At 59.8% G+C, this 17,770-nt stretch carries 12 protein-coding genes and 1 pseudogene; 9 read left to right on the top strand and 4 right to left on the bottom strand.

The genetic code is table 11. The features are described 5' to 3' along the window. Position 1 precedes the first annotated feature (1 nt). Genes AN936_RS19920 through AN936_RS19905 form a run of 5 tightly spaced genes read left to right on the top strand, consistent with a single transcriptional unit; the run spans position 2 to position 10,124 of the window. On the top strand, positions 2 to 3,505 hold the full coding sequence (locus AN936_RS19920) for a protein NO VEIN domain-containing protein (protein ID WP_054589606.1): 3,504 nt from the start codon (positions 2 to 4) through the stop codon (positions 3,503 to 3,505). Between the two features lie 8 nt (positions 3,506 to 3,513). Beyond that, a complete protein-coding gene (locus AN936_RS19915) occupies positions 3,514 to 4,005 on the top strand; it encodes a hypothetical protein (RefSeq protein ID WP_054589605.1) in 492 nt (163 codons plus the stop codon). Next, positions 4,002 to 8,222 carry a sacsin N-terminal ATP-binding-like domain-containing protein gene (locus AN936_RS19910; RefSeq protein WP_054589604.1) on the top strand — a complete coding sequence of 1,407 codons (4,221 nt, stop codon included), beginning with the start codon at positions 4,002 to 4,004 and terminating at the stop codon, positions 8,220 to 8,222. The genes AN936_RS19915 and AN936_RS19910 overlap by 4 nt, the downstream gene beginning before the upstream one ends. Further along, a complete protein-coding gene (locus tag AN936_RS24835) occupies positions 8,206 to 8,646 on the top strand; it encodes a hypothetical protein (RefSeq protein ID WP_149037736.1) in 441 nt (146 codons plus the stop codon). Before AN936_RS19910 ends, AN936_RS24835 begins: the two co-directional genes overlap by 17 nt. Then, complete coding sequence (locus AN936_RS19905; RefSeq protein WP_084758554.1) at positions 8,643 to 10,124, top strand: DUF1156 domain-containing protein; 1,482 nt, start codon at positions 8,643 to 8,645, stop codon at positions 10,122 to 10,124. The genes AN936_RS24835 and AN936_RS19905 overlap by 4 nt, the downstream gene beginning before the upstream one ends. 25 nt (positions 10,125 to 10,149) lie before the next feature. Here AN936_RS19905 and AN936_RS19900 read toward each other — a convergent pair whose 3' ends face one another. Beyond that, a complete protein-coding gene (locus AN936_RS19900; RefSeq protein ID WP_006954973.1) occupies positions 10,150 to 11,364 on the bottom strand; it encodes an IS256-like element ISSpma2 family transposase in 1,215 nt (404 codons plus the stop codon). A 58-nt stretch (positions 11,365 to 11,422) separates the two neighbouring features. Between AN936_RS19900 and AN936_RS25630 the strand changes: the two genes are divergently transcribed. From AN936_RS25630 to AN936_RS19880, 3 genes and pseudogenes are all read left to right on the top strand, one after another. Further along, on the top strand, positions 11,423 to 12,853 hold the full coding sequence (locus AN936_RS25630) for a DUF1156 domain-containing protein (RefSeq protein WP_234715654.1): 1,431 nt from the start codon (positions 11,423 to 11,425) through the stop codon (positions 12,851 to 12,853). Between the two features lie 13 nt (positions 12,854 to 12,866). Further along, positions 12,867 to 13,673, top strand: a pseudogene (locus AN936_RS19890) (Swt1 family HEPN domain-containing protein); the annotation flags it as partial. Between the two features lie 85 nt (positions 13,674 to 13,758). Beyond that, a protein-coding gene (locus AN936_RS19880; protein WP_149037735.1) for an IS3 family transposase occupies positions 13,759 to 15,122 on the top strand; the annotation gives its coding sequence in 2 pieces (ribosomal slippage) (positions 13,759 to 14,106 and positions 14,109 to 15,122; 1,362 coding nt in all). Positions 15,123 to 15,497: 375 nt separating this feature from the next. On the opposite strand, the gene AN936_RS25625 is transcribed toward AN936_RS19880, so the two are convergent. After that, entirely contained in the window at positions 15,498 to 15,806 is a 309-nt protein-coding gene (locus AN936_RS25625) for a hypothetical protein (RefSeq protein ID WP_234715653.1), read from the bottom strand. Further along, positions 15,797 to 17,152, bottom strand: coding sequence for an IS1380-like element ISPme1 family transposase (locus AN936_RS19875; protein ID WP_011997539.1), 1,356 nt, complete (start codon positions 17,150 to 17,152; stop codon positions 15,797 to 15,799). The genes AN936_RS25625 and AN936_RS19875 overlap by 10 nt, the downstream gene beginning before the upstream one ends. On the opposite strand from AN936_RS19875, the gene AN936_RS19870 reads away from it, so the two are divergent. Next, positions 17,151 to 17,552 (top strand): WHG domain-containing protein, encoded by a 402-nt coding sequence (locus AN936_RS19870; RefSeq protein WP_149037733.1) that lies wholly within the window; start codon positions 17,151 to 17,153, stop codon positions 17,550 to 17,552. The genes AN936_RS19875 and AN936_RS19870 overlap by 2 nt on opposite strands. Here the strand turns inward: AN936_RS19870 and AN936_RS19865 are convergent. Beyond that, positions 17,547 to 17,768, bottom strand: coding sequence for a DUF2274 domain-containing protein (locus AN936_RS19865; RefSeq protein WP_054589599.1), 222 nt, complete (start codon positions 17,766 to 17,768; stop codon positions 17,547 to 17,549). The genes AN936_RS19870 and AN936_RS19865 overlap by 6 nt on opposite strands. Positions 17,769 to 17,770: the final 2 nt, after the last annotated feature.

Below are 17,770 nucleotides of genomic sequence, written 5' to 3'. Positions count from 1 at the left end.
GATGGCCGCGAAGCTTGAGGAGATTAAGAACGGCGCGTCCGTTCGAGGCGTGGCTTCGGCGCAAGCTGTGCATGTTGTTTCCGTCGACTGGATCGGGGACCAGGCGATCAGTGTCGTTTTTCGTGATCACAACGGTGCGGTGGCAGAGGCCATTTTGTACCGAGACGACGAGCATCGCCTTGAAGTTGAGCAAAACGGACGGGCTTGGTCGTTCGATGCCGATGGGGCGTTGCTGCGCTTGGTGACGGAGGCCAATCGCATCAAGTTGGCGCATTTTTTCGACCCGTATCTGGCGATTCACACGAGCCTTGTCGATCCGCTGCCGCACCAGATTTCGGCGGTCTATGGTGAAATGCTGCCGCGCCAGCCGCTTCGCTTCCTCCTCGCGGATGATCCCGGTGCGGGCAAGACCATCATGGCCGGTTTGCTGATGAAGGAACTGATTGCCCGCAGCGATCTTGAACGCTGTCTAGTTGTTGCTCCGGGCAGCCTGGTCGAGCAGTGGCAGGACGAGCTCGGACAAAAGTTCAATCTCGAGTTCGACATTCTCTCCCGCGACATGATCGAGAACTCGCGTTCGGGCAATCCGTTTAGCGACCGGGATCGGCTGATCGTCCGTCTCGACGTGTTGGCGCGCAATGAGGAGCTTCAGGAGAAGCTCATGAGCGCGCGCGAATGGGACCTGATCATCTGCGACGAAGCCCATCGCATGTCGGCCACCTATTTCGGCGGCGAGGTCAAATATACACGGCGCTATCAGGTCGGCCAGAAGCTTGGCCAGGTCTGCCGCCATTTGCTGTTGATGTCGGCGACGCCACACAACGGCAAGGAAGAAGATTTCCAGCTCTTTATGGCGCTCCTCGATGGTGATCGATTTGAGGGCCGGTTCCGCGACGGTGTCCATTATGCCGATACCGAAGACATGATGCGCAGGCTGACCAAGGAGGAACTGCTAAAGTTCGATGGTCGGCCGCTGTTTCCCGAGCGACGGGCGCGTACGGTCAAGTATCAGCTGTCGGAAGGGGAAGCTGCGCTCTACACCGCCGTCACCGAATATGTGCGCACCGAGATGAACCGTGTGCAGCGTTTTGCCGAGGGCGACGGGAAGAAGCGCAACAATGTCGGTTTCGCTTTGCAGATCCTTCAGCGGCGTCTCGCCTCGTCGCCGGCGGCCATCTACCAGTCCCTCAAGCGTCGCCGGGAACGGCTGGAAAACGAGTTGGGCGAAGCCCGCTTGGCCTCCAAGGGTCGCAGGGCCGGCGCAACCGAGCCCGCGATCAACGCCGACATGCTGCGGAACATCGAAGAGTATGGTCAGGAGGAGATCGACGAGCTTGAGGATCTGATCTCGACAGGCGCGACGACGGCTGAGACGGTCGAGCAGCTTGCCCTGGAGGTCGAGACCCTGAAGGGGCTGGAGGCGATGGCGCTCGGCGTGCTGCGCTCGGGCGTGGACACGAAATGGAGCCAGCTCAACCGGATCCTCGACGACGATTTGATGATCGACGCGGCCGGCAATCGTCGCAAGCTGATCATCTTCACAGAGCCCAAGGATACGCTGCACTACCTGCTCGACAAGGTGCGGGCACGGCTCGGCAACACCGAGGCCGTCGAGGTGATCCATGGTGGCGTGTCGCGCGAGGAGCGGCGCAAGGTCGTAGAGCGCTTCATGCAGGACAAGGACATGCTGGTCCTGATCGCCAATGATGCGGCGGGCGAAGGCGTGAACCTTCAGCGCGGCCATCTCATGGTCAATTACGATTTGCCTTGGAACCCGAACAAGATTGAGCAGAGGTTCGGCCGCATCCACCGCATCGGCCAGATGGAGGTCTGTCATCTGTGGAATCTCGTCGCGGCCGATACGCGTGAAGGCGAGGTTTACGCGCGTCTGCTGGAGAAGCTGGAAGCTGCGCGCGAGGCGCTTGGTGGCCGTGTTTATGACGTGCTCGGCGAATTGTTCGATGGCGTGGCCCTGAAGGATCTGCTGTTCGAAGCGATCCAGTATGGCGAGCAGGAGGACGTTAAGGCCCGTCTTTTTCAGCAGGTCGATGGTGCGGTTGACCAGGGGCATCTGATTGAATTGCTGCGTCGCCGCGCCCTGACCAACGACACCATGCCGGAGGCAAGGGTCGAGGAATTGCGACTGGAGATGGAGCGCGCCGAGGCGCTGCGCCTGCAGCCCCACCACATCCAGAGCTTCTTCGTCGAAGCGTTCCAGCATCTGGGTGGCAAGATCAAACGCCGGGAGGAAGGGCGTTGGGAGGTTGCGCATGTGCCGGTACGCATCCGCGAACGGGATCGCCAGATCGGAACCGGCGCACCGCTCCAGACACAGTATGAGCGCATTTGCTTCGAGAAGGATAAGATCAACCAGCAGCCGGTTGCGGCCTTCGTTTGTCCCGGCCATCCGCTGCTCGACGCCGTAATCAGCCTTGTCCGTGAACAGTATGAGCAAATCATGCGGCAGGGCGCGATCCTTGTCGATGACACCGACGCGGGTGATGCGCTATCGGCCATTTTTCTGCTGGAGCATGTTGTCCAGGACGGCCGCGTAACCAGCGCTGGCAAGCCGCATGTGATCTCGCAGCGCCTCCAGTTCGCCGCGATCGACAAGGCTGGAAACACCGTCAATGCCGGTATCGCGCCGCATTTGAATCTGCGTCCTGCCAAACCGGAGGAGATCGACAGCGTACGGGACCTTCTGGACGAAAGCTGGCTGACCACTGATCTGGAGAAAGCCGCTATCCGGTTTGCGACGGTTGAGCTGGCGCAAGGCCATGTCGCCGAGGTCAAGGCACGGCGCCTGCCTGAGATCGAAAAGGTCGAGCAGGAAGTTCGCGCCCGGCTCAAGAAAGAAATCAATTACTGGGACTCACGTGCCTTCGAGTTGAAGGAAGAGGAACGCGCCGGGAAGAAGACTCGGTTAAACTGGCAGAACGCGCAGCGCCGGGCCGAGGAGCTCGCGGATCGGCAAAAGCGCCGTATGGACCAGCTTGAGCGGGAGCGCTTCATCTCATCGCAGCCGCCGCGTGTGCGGGGCGGCATGGTGGTTATTCCCCGTGGGCTGCTGGAGGCACGTAGGGCATCAAGCGCGCCAAGTCATTTCGCGGAAGACCCTGCGGCACGCCGCGCCATCGAACTTGCGGCGATGGAAGCCGTCATGGCAGCGGAACGGGCGTTGGGTAATGAGCCGGTTGACGTCTCCGCCCAGAAGATCGGCTACGACATCGCGTCCCACGATCCGAGGTCGGGGCATCTGCGCTTCATTGAGGTCAAGGGACGCATCGACGGCGCGGACAGCGTGATGGTCACGCGGCAGGAGGTGATCACCTCGCTGCACGAGCCAGAGAAGTTCGTTCTCGCTATCGTCCAAGTCGCTTCAGGCTTCGCCCAGGCTCCGCGCTATGTGCGCGGCCCGCTCGTGGAACGCGAACCCTCGTTCCTCGAAACCGCGATCCAGTTTGACCTCCGACGTCTGCTGGAGCGGGCGCAAGAACCGGCATAGGGGGTGATATGACCGACATTGCGGATTTTTCCATCTTGGCCCCCGTGCCGCTTGAGCACCTTCAATCGGGGGGAGCTATCGCCAACGCCAAGGGTTTCGTCGCTTTCGGATCACGGAAGTGGGAACTGTTTCGCAAGGTCGATGAACTGCGCGGCTGTGCCCGGGTGCCGGTCCTGATCTATCCGTCGCACGAGGACGTGGCGGCTAAGTTCAGTTTTGTTGCGTCCTGGTTGGGTTGGTATGTCGGCTGTGAGGAAAGTGGAAACGGCAAGCATTCAAAGGGAATGACGCATCGCCCGCCGACGACGGGCCAATATACGTCCGACAATCAGGGCCATTGGGCGGTGTTCTGGCACGTTTGCGATCTGCACGAACTGCCAACCGCGCAACGGTTGCCGATCTCCGCCATCCAGACCGTCAAGGGCGGCTGGCGCAAGACGGCCCCGCCGCGCGGACCCGAACTGGTCGCCACGCCGTCGAGGCTGGAGGCGCCGCTATGAGCGGGGGCCGCCAGATCGAGACCATCCTCACCGATCCTCCCGACTATTTCCGGTCGATCCAGGAGCGCGCGACCAAGCGCTGGGACCAGCTTGAGGCGGACCCGGAGCTTGCTGGCCCTTGGCACCAGCTCTTCAAGCAGGTGCAGAGCCCCCGCCATATTCTGTCAGAGCTGCTCCAGAACGCCGATGACGCCGGCGCCAGCGAGGCCCGGGTTTCGATCAAGAACGAACGCTTCGTTTTCGAGCACAATGGCGAGGACTTCATCGAGGCCCATTTCGCTTCAATCTGCCGCTTCGGCTATTCCAATAAGCGCGCGCTGCACACGATCGGCTTTCGAGGGATCGGCTTCAAAAGCACGTTCAGCCTGGGCGATCGGGTCGAGTTGTTCACGCCAACTCTGGCCGTGGCCTTCGAGCGTGCGCGGTTCACCGAGCCCCACTGGATCGAGAGCTATTACCAGACATCGGGAACCACGCGCGTCGAAGTGGCGATCGCCAACCCGCTGCTGCGCCGCGAAGTCGAGAAGAATCTCGACGAGTGGCTGAAGAGCCCGGTGTCTCTACTGTTCTTCAAGAATATTCGTCGCCTGCGGATCGGCGATAGCGAGGTGCATTGGCAAAGTCTCGGACCTGGGCCAATCGCCGAGAGCGAGTGGATGGCTTTGGATGAGAAAACGGATGATTCGTTCCTTCTCGTGCGGTCGGGGGAGGAAGCCTTCCCGGTTGAGGCGCTCGATGAGATCCGCAAGGAGCGGATGCTGGGGGCCGAGGACAACGGCGATTTCCCGCCCTGCCGCGTGGAGATCGTACTGGGCGCGAAGGGGCGGCTCTATGTCGTGCTACCGACCGGTGTGGAAACGGCGCTACCTTTCGCCTGCAACGCGCCCTTCATCCAGGACCCTGCTCGTCTCAAGATCAAAGACCCGGAAACCTCGCCAACCAACCGCTGGCTCCTGAATCGCGCTGGAGAATTGGCCGCCAGCGCCATGATAAAGTGGCTGGAGAAGACGAAGACCAGCGCGCGGGATCGGGCGGACGCCTATGGTCTGCTGCCCGACGTCGACCGCGAGGCGACCACGCTCGAAGGGGCGTGCGGCGCGATCGTGGAACTGGCGTTTGACGCGGCCATCGAAGGCCAGCCGATGCTTCTGACAGAAGAGGGGCGGCTGGTCGATGCCAAGGCCGCGATCACTATGCCGCGGCCTGTCTTCGACATCTGGCCGGCCGATCAGGCCATGGCGCTGCTCGATGCCAAATCCAGGCCGGCGCTGTGCCAGCATGTATCGGCGAAGAACCAGACCAAGTTGGTTCACTGGGATCTGGTCGAGGAGTTCTCAAAGTCCGACTTGCTCGAACGCCTGCGCACCAATCATTTGCCGCGGCCCGCGACCTGGCGGCACCTGTTGAACTTGTGGGCCTATATCGCGCCCGAGGTGACGGGCTGGCAGTGTCACGACACCGATGGCCTGCGGATCGTGCCTGTGCAGGGCAAGGAGGTGCTTTACGCGGCGTCGGAGATCGTTCGGCTCGGCGAAAAGAAGCTGCTTCAGTCGGAAGAAGATTGGGAGTTTCTCGCCAGCCATCTGATCGTCCTCAACCAGAACTGGACCCGGTTCCTTGCCGAGAAGCGCCGTGACAAGGCGGCGGGAGAGAACCACAACGACCCGGTTGAGGCGGCCTTCGCGGTGCTGGAGGAGATCGGCCTCGACGGGACAAGCGACGTCAACGCCGTGATCGAGCGGGTTGCCGTTGACTATTTCGGTTCCGATCAGCCGAAACTTGCCGAGTGCGTCCAACTTGCCCAGATCGCTGCCAAGCTTGGCGTCACGATCGGCGAATCTTTCCGATATGCCTGCGCTGACCGAACACTGCGGGTGATCAGTAAGGGCGTGTTGTTCGACGAGAACGGCGCGCTGGAGGAGCTACTGCCGGAGACGGTCCGAAAGGCGCAACTCCTGCATGGTGACTATGTTGCGAGTTTCAAATCCTGCACGCGGGAGGATTGGCTGCGCTGGGTGTCGTCTGGCCGTTCGGGGCTTCAGACGATGGCGCCCCTGGTCCAGAAGCGGCAGAGCCTATACGGGCGACAGCAGCTCACAACGGAAGCGCAGGCGCGCGGCGCCCGCAGCGCGCTCTACTATCCCTATGTCACCAACCAATTCGTCATTGAGGACTGGGATTTCCCTGCGGATTATTGGCGGCATTGGGAGGTGCTGGCGAAGACGGACGCAGGCATCTGGACGAAGATCGTCGGCAAGATCCTGGATCAGCGCGACACTTATTGGTCGCGGGCCGTCAGCGCTCGGCTGTTGCAGGTAGCGACCACCGGGTCCACGCGATCGGTTTCATCCGAGCGCCTGCTGACCGATTGGCTGCTGAAGTTGCGAGCCAAGCCTTGCCTTCCCGATACCCGCAACATGGTCCAGCTTCCGGCAGATTTGGTGCGCAGGACGCCGGAAACGGAGGCGTTGATCGATGTCGAGCCTTTCGTGCATGGGCTGCTTGATCGCGAAACCACCCGACCACTGCTTGACCTTCTGGGCGTCCGCAGTACCCCAAGCGGTCCCGAGCGTTTGCTCGACCGGCTGCGCGCCCTGGCCAAATCCGACACGGCTCCAGCCCATGAAGTTGAGAAATGGTATCGTCGCCTTGATCAGATGCTCGACGGATGCTCGACCGCCGACGCTCAGAACATCAGAACCGCCTTCAAGGCGGAGAAGCTGATCCTCGCCCACGACGGGACGTGGGTGACGTCCGGTGGTGTCTTCCTGGCAGGGGACGAGGAGGATGTTCCCGGCGCTGCCGTCGTGCGCGCGTCGGTGCTAGATCTCAGCCTGTGGCACCGTGTCGGTGTCGCGGATCGCCCATCGGCGGACCTTGCGCTGCAATGGCTCGGGACACTGGCCTCGGGAAAGGGGCTGTCGGCCGACGACGCCCGGCGGGTTCGCACCCTGCTGGTCCGTTACCCCACGCGCATCTGGGAGGAGTGCGGACACTGGCTGAACCTCGTGGGCGAGTGGGCGCCCGTTGAGACGCTCGCCTATGGCCTAAGCATGCAGACCCTGTTCCGGTGGAGCCACCTGCACGAATGGGTCAAGCGCAAGACCGCAGATTTTCAGCGCCTGTCGGGAGAAGTCGTGCAGGCGTCACCATTCTCGGCATTGCCGGCGCTCTCGGACCTTGTCGAGGAACACTTCAATCAGCCGTCGCTGCTCGCCAGCATGGATGATCGCCGCGACTGGCTCACCGCGTTCGGAAATCAACTCGGACGGATTGAGCTTGCCGACGCCGGAGAGACCGAGCGTGTGCGGGCGCTGGCGGAGGCGATCGCTGCGACGAGCTGGGTCCAGACTCCAAAGTTGGAGGTCGTTCCGTATATCGATGGCGTCCCGGCCGGCACCGCGCGGCTCACCGACATTCTATGGCTCGAGCGCAAGCTGTTTGTCAGTCCGCTGTCCAAGGCCAAGCTCGCCAAGAGAGTGCCTGAAGAGATCGGCAGGAGCCTGAGTTCGGATATTCGTGCGGCGCTGGCGTATGCGTTCGAGCGCTCACCGGAGGACATCAGGGAATATCTCGAAGAGAATTTCACCCTCGGCCCCGAGCACATCGTCGTCGCAGCGATGGTCCAGCCCGTCACCGAACCCGATGATGACGATGGTATCGACGGGCTTGCGGAAGAGGCGAACAGTGTTGGCGAGCCGGTCGCTGGGGAATATCTCTACCTGCAAGAGGATGAGCCCGAAACGCAGCCCACAGCTGAGTCATCGGCCGGGGAGCCAGAGCGAGAGCTGATCGAAACGGAAGTGGCGACCAGGCCCCGGGCCGCGCCGAAGCCGCCCCGTCCGAGCGTGATGGCGCGGTTTGCGTTGGCCCAAGGCTATAAGGCCGATGGCGAGGATCGCTTCTTCCATACGGACGGAAGCTGGATAGGCCGTGGCAACGGCACGCGCTTTCCGTGGGAGCGCCGCTCGGTGGGCGGCGAGATCCTGCGGCACTACTATCCCAAAGACCATTGCTTGGAGCACGAACCGCTCCAGCTTGAAGCTGACGTTTGGGGCCTGCTGGACCAGAAGCCGGACCTCTATTCGTTCATTCTCATCAACCCGGAAGGTGGTCCCGTCGAGATGACGGGTGCCCGCCTGCGCGCTTTGCGCGACGGCGGCGAACTGACCATCCATCCCGCAACGTACAGGCTTGTTTATGACCTCGACGACTAACACAAAGAAGAATCCGTCGGTCGTTTATTCCTTCAATGGGCGATGGGAGGAGCCATTGCGCCGTGGAGAGATTTCCGTGTTCTTCAGGAAGAGAAGGCCAATAAAGTTACCTGATAAAGTGTTTTTTTATATTGGTGTTCCCGTAAAATCTATTGTCGGATTTTCGACTGTTGGATCTATCACCGAGGTTTCCCTCGAAGAGGCTAAGTTATTTAGGAATGATGGGGCTATAACTGAAAATGAACTTATTGAATACATAGGCCACAACGGAACAGTTCATGCGATCCGTATTGGGAAACCGGTCCTGTTCGATCAACCCAAGAGATTATCCGACCTGAACGCAAAGTTCGGATTCAATCCTCCGCAAAGCTTTTCAATTTTAGAGGCGTCCTTCGAAGGCGCGCTCGTGGGTAGTGCAGAATGAAGAAAAAACTGATTGAGGTCGCGCTTCCATTAGAGGCAATTAACGCCGCTTCGGTGCGGGAAAAATCAATTCGCCATGGCCATCCCTCCACGCTTCACCTGTATTGGGCACGTCGCCCACTTGCTGCGTGCCGAGCCGTTCTGTTTGCACAACTGGTGGATGATCCCTCCAGCCATTCAGATCAGTTCCCTACCCTCGAAGATCAGGAGCGTGAGCGCCAGCGGCTATTCACCATCATTGAGGACTTAGTGAAATGGGAGAACTCGACCAACGAGGAGGTTCTGGAGCGTGCCCGCAGCGAAATCCGCAAGAGCTGCGGGGGCGAACTGCCGCCGGTCTATGATCCCTTCTCGGGTGGTGGGTCGATCCCTCTAGAGGCGCAGCGCCTCGGTCTGCCTGCCTATGGGTCTGACTTGAATCCGGTCGCGGTCATGATCGGCAAGGCAATGGTCGAGATCCCACCGAAGTTTAGAGATTTGTCCCCCATTCATCCCGGTCTCAAGGAGCGATCGTTCTACCGCAATGTCGAAGGATTGGCCGAGGACGTGAAATACTACGGCGAATGGATGCGCGAGAAAGCATGGGAGCGTATCGGCCATCTATATCCGCAAGTGGACCTACCGAAGGAGTATGGCGGCGGGAAAGGAACAGTGATCGCTTGGATTTGGACTCGAACCGTTCCCAGTCCAGACCCCGCCTTTGCGGACGTGCAGGTTCCAATTGCTTCGAGCTTTGTTTTGAGCACCAAGGCTGGAAAGGAAGCATGGGTAGAGCCGATTGTCGATAAGCAAGCAAAGACAATTTGCTACTCAATGCACAGCGGCGGAACTGCCAGTCAGATCGCCCTTGCAAAGGAAGGGACGAAGGCGGGCAGAGGCGCAAACTTTCGGTGCGTTATCTCTAATACCGCAATACCTACTGAGTATATCAAGAATTGTGGGATGTCAGGGAAGATGGGAAGAGCCCTTATGGGCGTGGTCGTTGAAAGAAAAGGTGGAATGATTTTCGTCGCGCCTGATGAAATTCAAGAGAAGGTAGCTCGGAGTGCGGAGCCAGACTGGCGTCCAGATGTCCAACTGCCCAACGACCCCAGAAACTTCTGGACGGTAGATTACGGTATTGCCAATTTTGGAGACCTATTCACTACGAGGCAGCTCGTTGCTCTTAATTGTTTTGCAGGCCTGGTTTCTGCCGTGGTCGACAAGGCGACGCAAGACGCCTCAAAGGCCGGCATGGCCGTGGATAATTTAGGTTTGGCCTCGAATGGTGGTGCAGCAAGAGCTTATGGCGAAGCGGTAGGATTCTACCTCGGTTTGGCGATTGGACGGTCGGCGAACTACTGGTCATCGCAGACCCCCTGGGGAGGAGGTTTTATTGTTCAAACATTCGGGCGACAGTCGCTTCCTATGGTGTGGGACTACGCTGAGGCGAATGTGTTTTCATCGTCAACGGGGGTCGCGTCCGTCAAGGTGGTGTAATTTCGGCTGTGGCCGTGGGCCATCGTCAGGCGGCTTTGGCGGTGATGTGTAGGGGCTGATTTTCCTCCTCGATCATGGGTTGGTTGAGTTCGGCCATGCCTTCGATCTGCATGTATCGGTGCTGGAGCTGCCACTCGTCGTTCTGCTCCATCAGCACAGCCCCGACGAGGCGGATGATGCTGTCTTCGTTCGGGAAGATTCCGACGACGTCGGCGCGGCGCTTGACCTCCTTGTTGAGCCGCTCGAGCGGATTGGTTGAGTGTAACTTCGTGCGGTGCTGGGTGGGGAAGCCGGTGTAGGCGAGCACGTCGGTTTCGGCCTCGTCCATGCAGGCGCCGAGCTTGGGCCAACGGGTGCGCAACTGGTCGGCGACCTGTCGCCAGACCTGCGTTGCGCTTTTCTGATCGGGCTGCAGGAAGACCTGGCGGATCGCGGCGGCGACGACAGTGTTCTGGCCCTTGGGCACATAGGACAGGGCATTGCGCATGAAGTGCACCCGGCAGCGCTGCCAGGTGGCGCCCATGACGCGGGTGATCGCGCCCTTGAGGCCCTCGTGAGCATCGGAGATGACCAGCTTCACGCCGGTAAGACCGCGCCGAACAAGGTCCTTCAGGAAGTCGGACCAGAAGACCTCCGCTTCCGAGGGGCCGATATGCAGGCCGACGATCTCGCGCCGGCCCTCGGTGTTGACGGCCATGGCGATTATTGCGGCAACGCTGATGATCCGCCCGCCTTCGCGTACCTTGAGATAGGTGGCATCGAGCCAGAGATACGGCCATTCGCCGGTGAGCGGGCGTTTCAGAAAGGCATGGACGCGCTCGTCAATGTCCTTGCAAAGCTTGGAGACGGTGGACTTGGAGATGCCGGTCATGCCCATGGCCTGGACGAGTTCATCGACCCGCCGGGTGCTGACCCCGCCGATCCACGCTTCCTGGATCACCGCAACCAGCGCTTTCTCGACCATCTTGCGGGGCTCAAGGAAGCCCGGAAAATAGGACCCAGCACGCAGCTTGGGGATTTTCAGGTTCAGCGTGCCTACCCGGGTATCCAGCGAACGGTCGCGATAGCCGTTGCGCCAGGTCGCGCGCTCGCTGCTGCGTTCGTGGCGACCCGCGCCGATCAGGCCATCAACGTCGGCCTCCATGATCAGCTGCAGCACGTTCTCGGCGATGGTGCGCAAAAAATCCGGTTGGCCGCCCTTTGCAGCCAGCTCTTCGATCAGTAATCTGTCCTCGGTCATCGGGAACTCCTCTTCGTCACGGTTGAAGTGTGCAAACTCCACCATAACGATGAACCCGGTGGCCACCAGCGACGCCGCATTCCGGGGTGGGGCATGCCCCACCCCGGAATACACCATCGCCTACACCGGAAATTACACCACGAGCGCGGACGCTAACTCAACGGGTAATTTCGGTGGGGCCGTTGAATGGGTTTCCAAGGTCTTGGAATATTTTGTGCCGAGAGAAACCGGAACTGTTGTTCAAAAAGAAGCCCAGGAATTGGACGGAGTGCCAAGCGGAGCGGTATTTTCCACCGACCCTCCATATTATGACAACATAAACTATGCCGACTTATCCGACTATTTCTACATATGGATGAAAAAAACTATTGGAGTCATTTTCCCGGAAAACTTTTCTACCGTCCAAACTCCTAAGTCTTCTGAGCTGGTAGCCTCGCCGTATCGGCATGGCGGAAAGGTTTCGGCGGAAGAGTTTTTTATGAATGGGATGTCGCGAGCGATGGTAAGAATTGCTGATACGACAAATCCCGATTTTCCGGCGACAATTTATTACGCCTTTAAGCAGAGTGAAATTGAAAAAGAAGGAATTTCATCAACAGGTTGGGCCACTTTTCTGGAGGCGGTTATTCGCGCTGGACAAGTTGTTGTTGGCACATGGCCTATGCGAACTGAGCGGGACACTGGCTTCAAGGCTGGTAAAAATGTGCTTGCAAACTCGGTCGTCTTGGTATGCCGGAAAAAGGAAAGCACGGCAGAGGTTATTACTCGTGCGGAGTTCATCCGCGCGCTGAAGCGCGAACTGCCACCGGCGATCGCCGAGCTGCAGGCTGCTAACATCGCACCAGCAGACATGCCGCAATCAGCCATCGGACCTGGCATGGGCGTATTCTCGCGATACAAGGCTGTGCTTGAGTCAGACGATAATCCGATGAGCGTTAAAACAGCGCTCCAGCTGATTAACAAGGAACTCGACGAGTATCTGGGCGGCATCCAAGGTGAGTTTGATCCAGATACGCGCTTCGCCATCACGTGGTTCGAGCAGAACGGGTTGAAGACTGGTGAGTACGGTACGGCCAACAGCATCGCCACGGCACGCGGCATCTCAGTTGAGAGCGTCAAGCACGCGGGTATCGTTGAAAGCGCTGCCGGCAAGGTGCGAATCCTTAGCCGAGACGAACTCGACGAAGATTGGCAACCGCACAACGATGGCCACCTAACGGTGTGGGAGTGTCTCCAACATCTGGTACGTCTGTACGAGAAGGATGGCATTTCGCACGAGACCGCTGTTCTTTTGAAAAAGATCAGCGCCCAGGCCGAGGCAGTAAAGGATCTCGCCTACTGCCTCTACGACATCAGCGCCAACAAGCGGAAGGATGCGAAAGAGGCCACGGCCTACAACGCTCTGATCGCCGATTGGGCCGAGTTGACCAAGGCGGCTGCGGCCATCCACGACACGAGCGGGGATCGTCAGACCCGCTTGGATATTTGAGGGGGAACGGGACATGGCAAAAAGCACCCGCCAGTATGTTTTTGAAGGCATGGAACTGCTGCCGTCGGCGTTGATCCCTTTCGTAGAAAAGCGGCTGGAGACCTCGCTCAAAGGTCATTGGCAATTAGAAGTCATCGAGCGCGTTCAGGGTCTCCGGCCGAACTCGACCGGAGAAGTCGGCTGGGACCAGCAAGGTCTGCTCAAGACCATGATGGCCTTCTGGAAGGACGCTTTCGCGAACGTCCTAGGCCACCCAGAACGCTCCTATGTTTCGGAACTCCTCGATGTCCGAAACAAGCTCTCGCACAATGAGAATTTCTCATACGATGACGCCGAGCGTGCCCTCGACTCCATGCGTCGCTTGATGGAGGCCATCAGCGCGGGTGAAGTCGCCGAGCAGCTTGGAAAGATGCGCGACACCATCCTCCGGACGAAGTTCACCGAACTTCAGCGCAATGAGGAGCGCCGTAAAACACAACGCCTCGAGATTTCGGTCGAGACCGTGGCGGGTTTGCTGCCGTGGCGAGACGTGGTCGAACCGCATCAAGACGTCGCCACCGGGGAATTCCAGCAGGCCGAGTTCGCTGCCGACCTCGCCAAGGTCCATTCAGGCAGCGCGCCGTCTGAGTATCGTGATCCACGCCAGTTCTTCAGCCGCACCTACCTTACAGAGGGCTTGAGCACGCTGCTGATCGGGGCGGCAAAGCGCTTGTCCGGCAGCGGCGGCGATCCTGTCGTCGAACTGCAAACTAACTTCGGCGGCGGCAAAACCCACTCGATGCTGGCCCTCTATCACATGGCAGGCCAGACACCGGTGCAGTGTCCGCCGTCAGCACCAATGGCACATATTTGAGGTTGAGATGTAAGGAGGATTTGGGCTTCGTCGTAGAGACGAAGGAACGAAGATGAAGCCCAAATCCTCCTTGAAGAAATCGGGGCCGAAGGCCCCTGCTGAGCGGGTGGTGAAGGACATACGGCGTGCGACGCGCCGGCACTTCTCTGCAGAGGACAAAATCAGGATCGTGCTGGAAGGCCTGCGCGGCGAGGACAGCATTGCCGAGCTGTGCCGCAAGGAAGGCATCGCCCAGAGCCTTTACTACACCTGGTCGAAAGAGTTTATGGAAGCGGGCAAGCGCCGCCTGGCGGGCGACACCGCGCGTGCCGCGACCACCGGCGAGGTGCACGACCTGCGCCGCGAAGCCCGGGCGCTCAAGGAATGCGTGGCCGACCTGACACTCGAAAACCGCCTGCTCAAAAAAAGCATGGTCGGGGATGGGGGCGACGACGAATGAGGTATCCGGCATCCGAGAAGCTGGAGATCATCCGGATCGTCGAGCAATCGCACCTGCCTGCCAAACGCACGCTGGACCAGCTCGGCATTGCCCGCCGGACCTTCTATCGCTGGTACGACCGCTACCTCGAAGGCGGGCCGGAGGCGCTGGAGGATCGGCCATCGGCGCCGAGCCGGGTGTGGAATCGCATCGGTGACGACATCCGGGACCAGATCGTCGAGATGGCGCTGGAGACGACCGAGCTATCCCCTCGCGAACTGGCGGTGCGGTTCACCGACGAGAAGCGCTACTTCGTGTCGGAAGCCACGGTTTACCGCCTGCTCAAGGCCCATGGTCTGATAACCAGCCCGGCCTTCGTCGTGATCAAGGCGGCCGACCAGTTCCACACCAAAACCACGCGGCCGAACGAGATGTGGCAGACCGACTTCACCTACTTCAAGATCATCGGGTGGGGCTGGCTGTACCTGTCGACCGTGCTCGACGACTTCTCGCGCTACATCATTGCCTGGAAGCTGTGCACCAACATGCGGGCCGAGGACGTGACCGACACGCTGGACCTCGCCCTGGCGGCTTCCGGCTGCGACAGCGCCACGGTGCTGCACAAGCCCCGGCTGCTCAGCGACAACGGCCCGAGCTACATCGCCGGCGAACTGGCCGAATATATCGAGGCCAACAAGATGACCCATGTCCGCGGTGCCCCGATGCACCCGCAAACCCAGGGCAAGATCGAGCGCTGGCACCAGACCCTGAAGAACCGCATCCTGCTCGAAAATTACTTCCTGCCTGGCGATCTTGAAACCCAGATCGAGGCCTTCATCGACCATTATAATCACCGCCGATACCACGAAAGCCTCGGTAACGTGACGCCCGCTGACGCCTACTTCGGCAGGGCACCGGCCATCATCAAACAGCGCGAAAGGATCAAACGACAGACCATCGAATATCGGCGCTTGCAGCACCGAAAGTTCGCCGCCTAATATCAAACCACAGACGAGGCCCGCTCTCCGCTAATTTACGCCACGAGTTGCGCCAAATGTTCTGACGACGGACAATAACCGTCAACCTCCCCTGTACGAAAGCCACCACTGGACGGGACCTTATCAACGAGAATTCCAAAGACGTTCATTTGGTGAAGTTGTCGGTCGTGGCAGGCGCAGATGCCAGTCGTACCCGCCTGCTTGAGTCTGGCAAAGAATTCGGAGGTCCTATCCCACTGAAATCTCAGCTAATCAATATCGAAAGTCATAACGTACCCTTTTCACCCTTGTTGTCATTGTTGGTGTACCGGCCTCAACAGCCTGTCCTAATACATATCAAAACCCAGAGTTATTGTCAAATCTGGTGTATGCCCATCAGGCAGCGTTCCTGTCAGATTGATCGTCCACCGGTATTCCATCCTGAAACCGGACGTTATTCACGACCAGCTTCAGCCGACATTCCCCAAGTGGCCTGCCGCTTGACTTCAAGATCGCCTGATTTTGCTCGCTGGGCAAGCGTTTTTCGCCCCGAGCGGTGTCTGTCGTCGCGCAAACGGCCGAAGTCGGGTGGATCAAGCCTCGAACCCGCAGCATTCTGGCCCGGCAGAGCCGCTTTTCCGCGCGGCAGACGGACCTGTCCTGCCGCTTTCGTTCAGCTTGGGCATGGATCGTGGTCATGCGCATGACGGAGGCGTTCGAAGACGGCGGATGGCGGCAAGGACGGCCCGCACCATCGGGCCGGTGACGGCGACCTCGGCCAACTGGAAGGTAATGGCGCGGGCGTGGCGGACGACGCGGGCGCCGATCTTGATCAGCTTGAGTTGCAGGCTGGTCAACGACCAGTCCGCCATGGCCTCGGGCAGTTCGATGCAGCGCAGGAAGGTTGCCAGGTTGTAGGCCAGCGCGTGCAGTTGCAGCCGCACCTCGTTGTGCCGGAACTTCCGGCATGACAGCCGCGTCCAGCGAAAGGCATATTTGCCTTCCTTGATGTGCTGCTCTGCGGTGCCGCGCTGGTTGTAGAACCTCACCACCCAGTCTGGCTCCATCGGCAGGTTGGTGACGATGAAGCCGACTTTGGGGAACAGCTCGCCCGGATGCCATTCGATCTTGGCGATGACGCGGCGCGGCTTGTCCCAGGACGCCGCCTGATACTCGAAGTCCTCGAAGAACCGTTTGACCTTGGTCAGCGAAGGCCGTCCCACGGGCCGTGTCAGCCGATGCGCGATCTTCTCGCGCAAGACGGCGTTGGCGGGCAGACGGATGGCGTAGAAGAACCTGGCTTCTTCCAGCCGCATATAGATCGCGGGGATCGCGTAGGCAGCGTCGGCCCGGAAGAAGCGTCCACCAAGGTCGCGGCCAGCATATCGGGCAATGACGGGATCAAGGACATCCCGCCAGCCATCGGCGCTGTGGACATTGCCGTTACGCAGGGCGCAGCGCTCCAGCATGCCAAACTGGTTGAACAAGAAGATGGGGTGATAGCAGGTGCAGTCGAAATGCCCGTTCCAGGCAGTACCTTCCTGATCGCCGTGGGTGGGGCTGACCGAGCTGTCCATGTCCAGCACGATGTATTTCAACCCGTTGCGGTCATGAAACCGGTCGATCCATTGGCCGTTCAGATCGGCCAGCGCCGCCCGGTTCGCGGCCAGAGCCAGCGTCTCGGTCTCGAACCGTCCCATCTGCGATGCCGAAGCAGCTTGCGCCTCGACGGCCCTGCCGCCAACGACCTGACGCATCACGGGATCGAGGGCCAAGCGGTCGGCATCGTTCACATCCTCGTATCCGGCCAGTCGTCCGAACACCGATTGCCGGAACAATCCGTCAAGCCGATGGAGCGTGTTCTTCCCGGTGCGGCTGTCTCGCAGCGCCTCCGACGCCAGATTGGACAGGCCGAGCACGTCATCAAGCTCGCGCATCACCAGCAGGCCACCGTCTGAACTGATCTGCGCACCACGGAACTCCAGACGCACACGGCGGTCGAAATCAACCCGATCTCCCCGCGCCAAGCCCGCACCCTCCAGGTGATCCATGAAACGCGCCCCTCGCAGCCGTCAACGCCATGATTTATATGCGAAATATCACGATTACGACAGCGAAATCAGCGACTTACTTGGAGAATGTGGGTTGATGCTTACGCCACCGCCAAAGCTCGAGGTCAGCGGTGATCCATGGGCAAGCGAAGCTGGTAGCAAGATACTGAATCTGCTGCTGGCTTGTCTGCGCAGCTCTCAGGAAGAAGGCTATTTGCCCGGCATTGACCTGAAGCGATACAGCTTCATGTATGGGTCAGCTGTCCACGGCGCTTTGAGCTTCATCTTGCAGAATCGAGAAATGGAAGAATCTGCCAGATGGGACGCATCGCGAGAAGCCATCGACACACTGATGGATGTCATCGCAGCGACGCGATGTGTCGAGTGCGGCTCGTCATGAACCGGTCTTTCTGGCGCGAGCGAAGCCTCGATCGGTGGCGATGAAGCGTTCCAGCATCGGCACGATGAGCCGGACAGGATCGGCGGCTGGTTGGCCACTCTCGCGGGCCAGCACCTCGGCATAGGCGATCAGATCGCGGTGGAGCGCGCCCGGGAGCTCCACTGTCACTTTCAAGGGTTTATCTTCGATGAACGGCCCAAGTTTCAGCTTTGTCATGG

The organism is Sphingopyxis macrogoltabida (assembly GCF_001307295.1).
In the GTDB taxonomy this organism is placed as follows: Bacteria; Pseudomonadota; Alphaproteobacteria; order Sphingomonadales; family Sphingomonadaceae; genus Sphingopyxis; species Sphingopyxis macrogoltabida_B.
The sequence above is the reverse complement of the archived record's forward strand: the minus strand, read 5'-3'. Positions and strand labels throughout refer to the sequence as shown.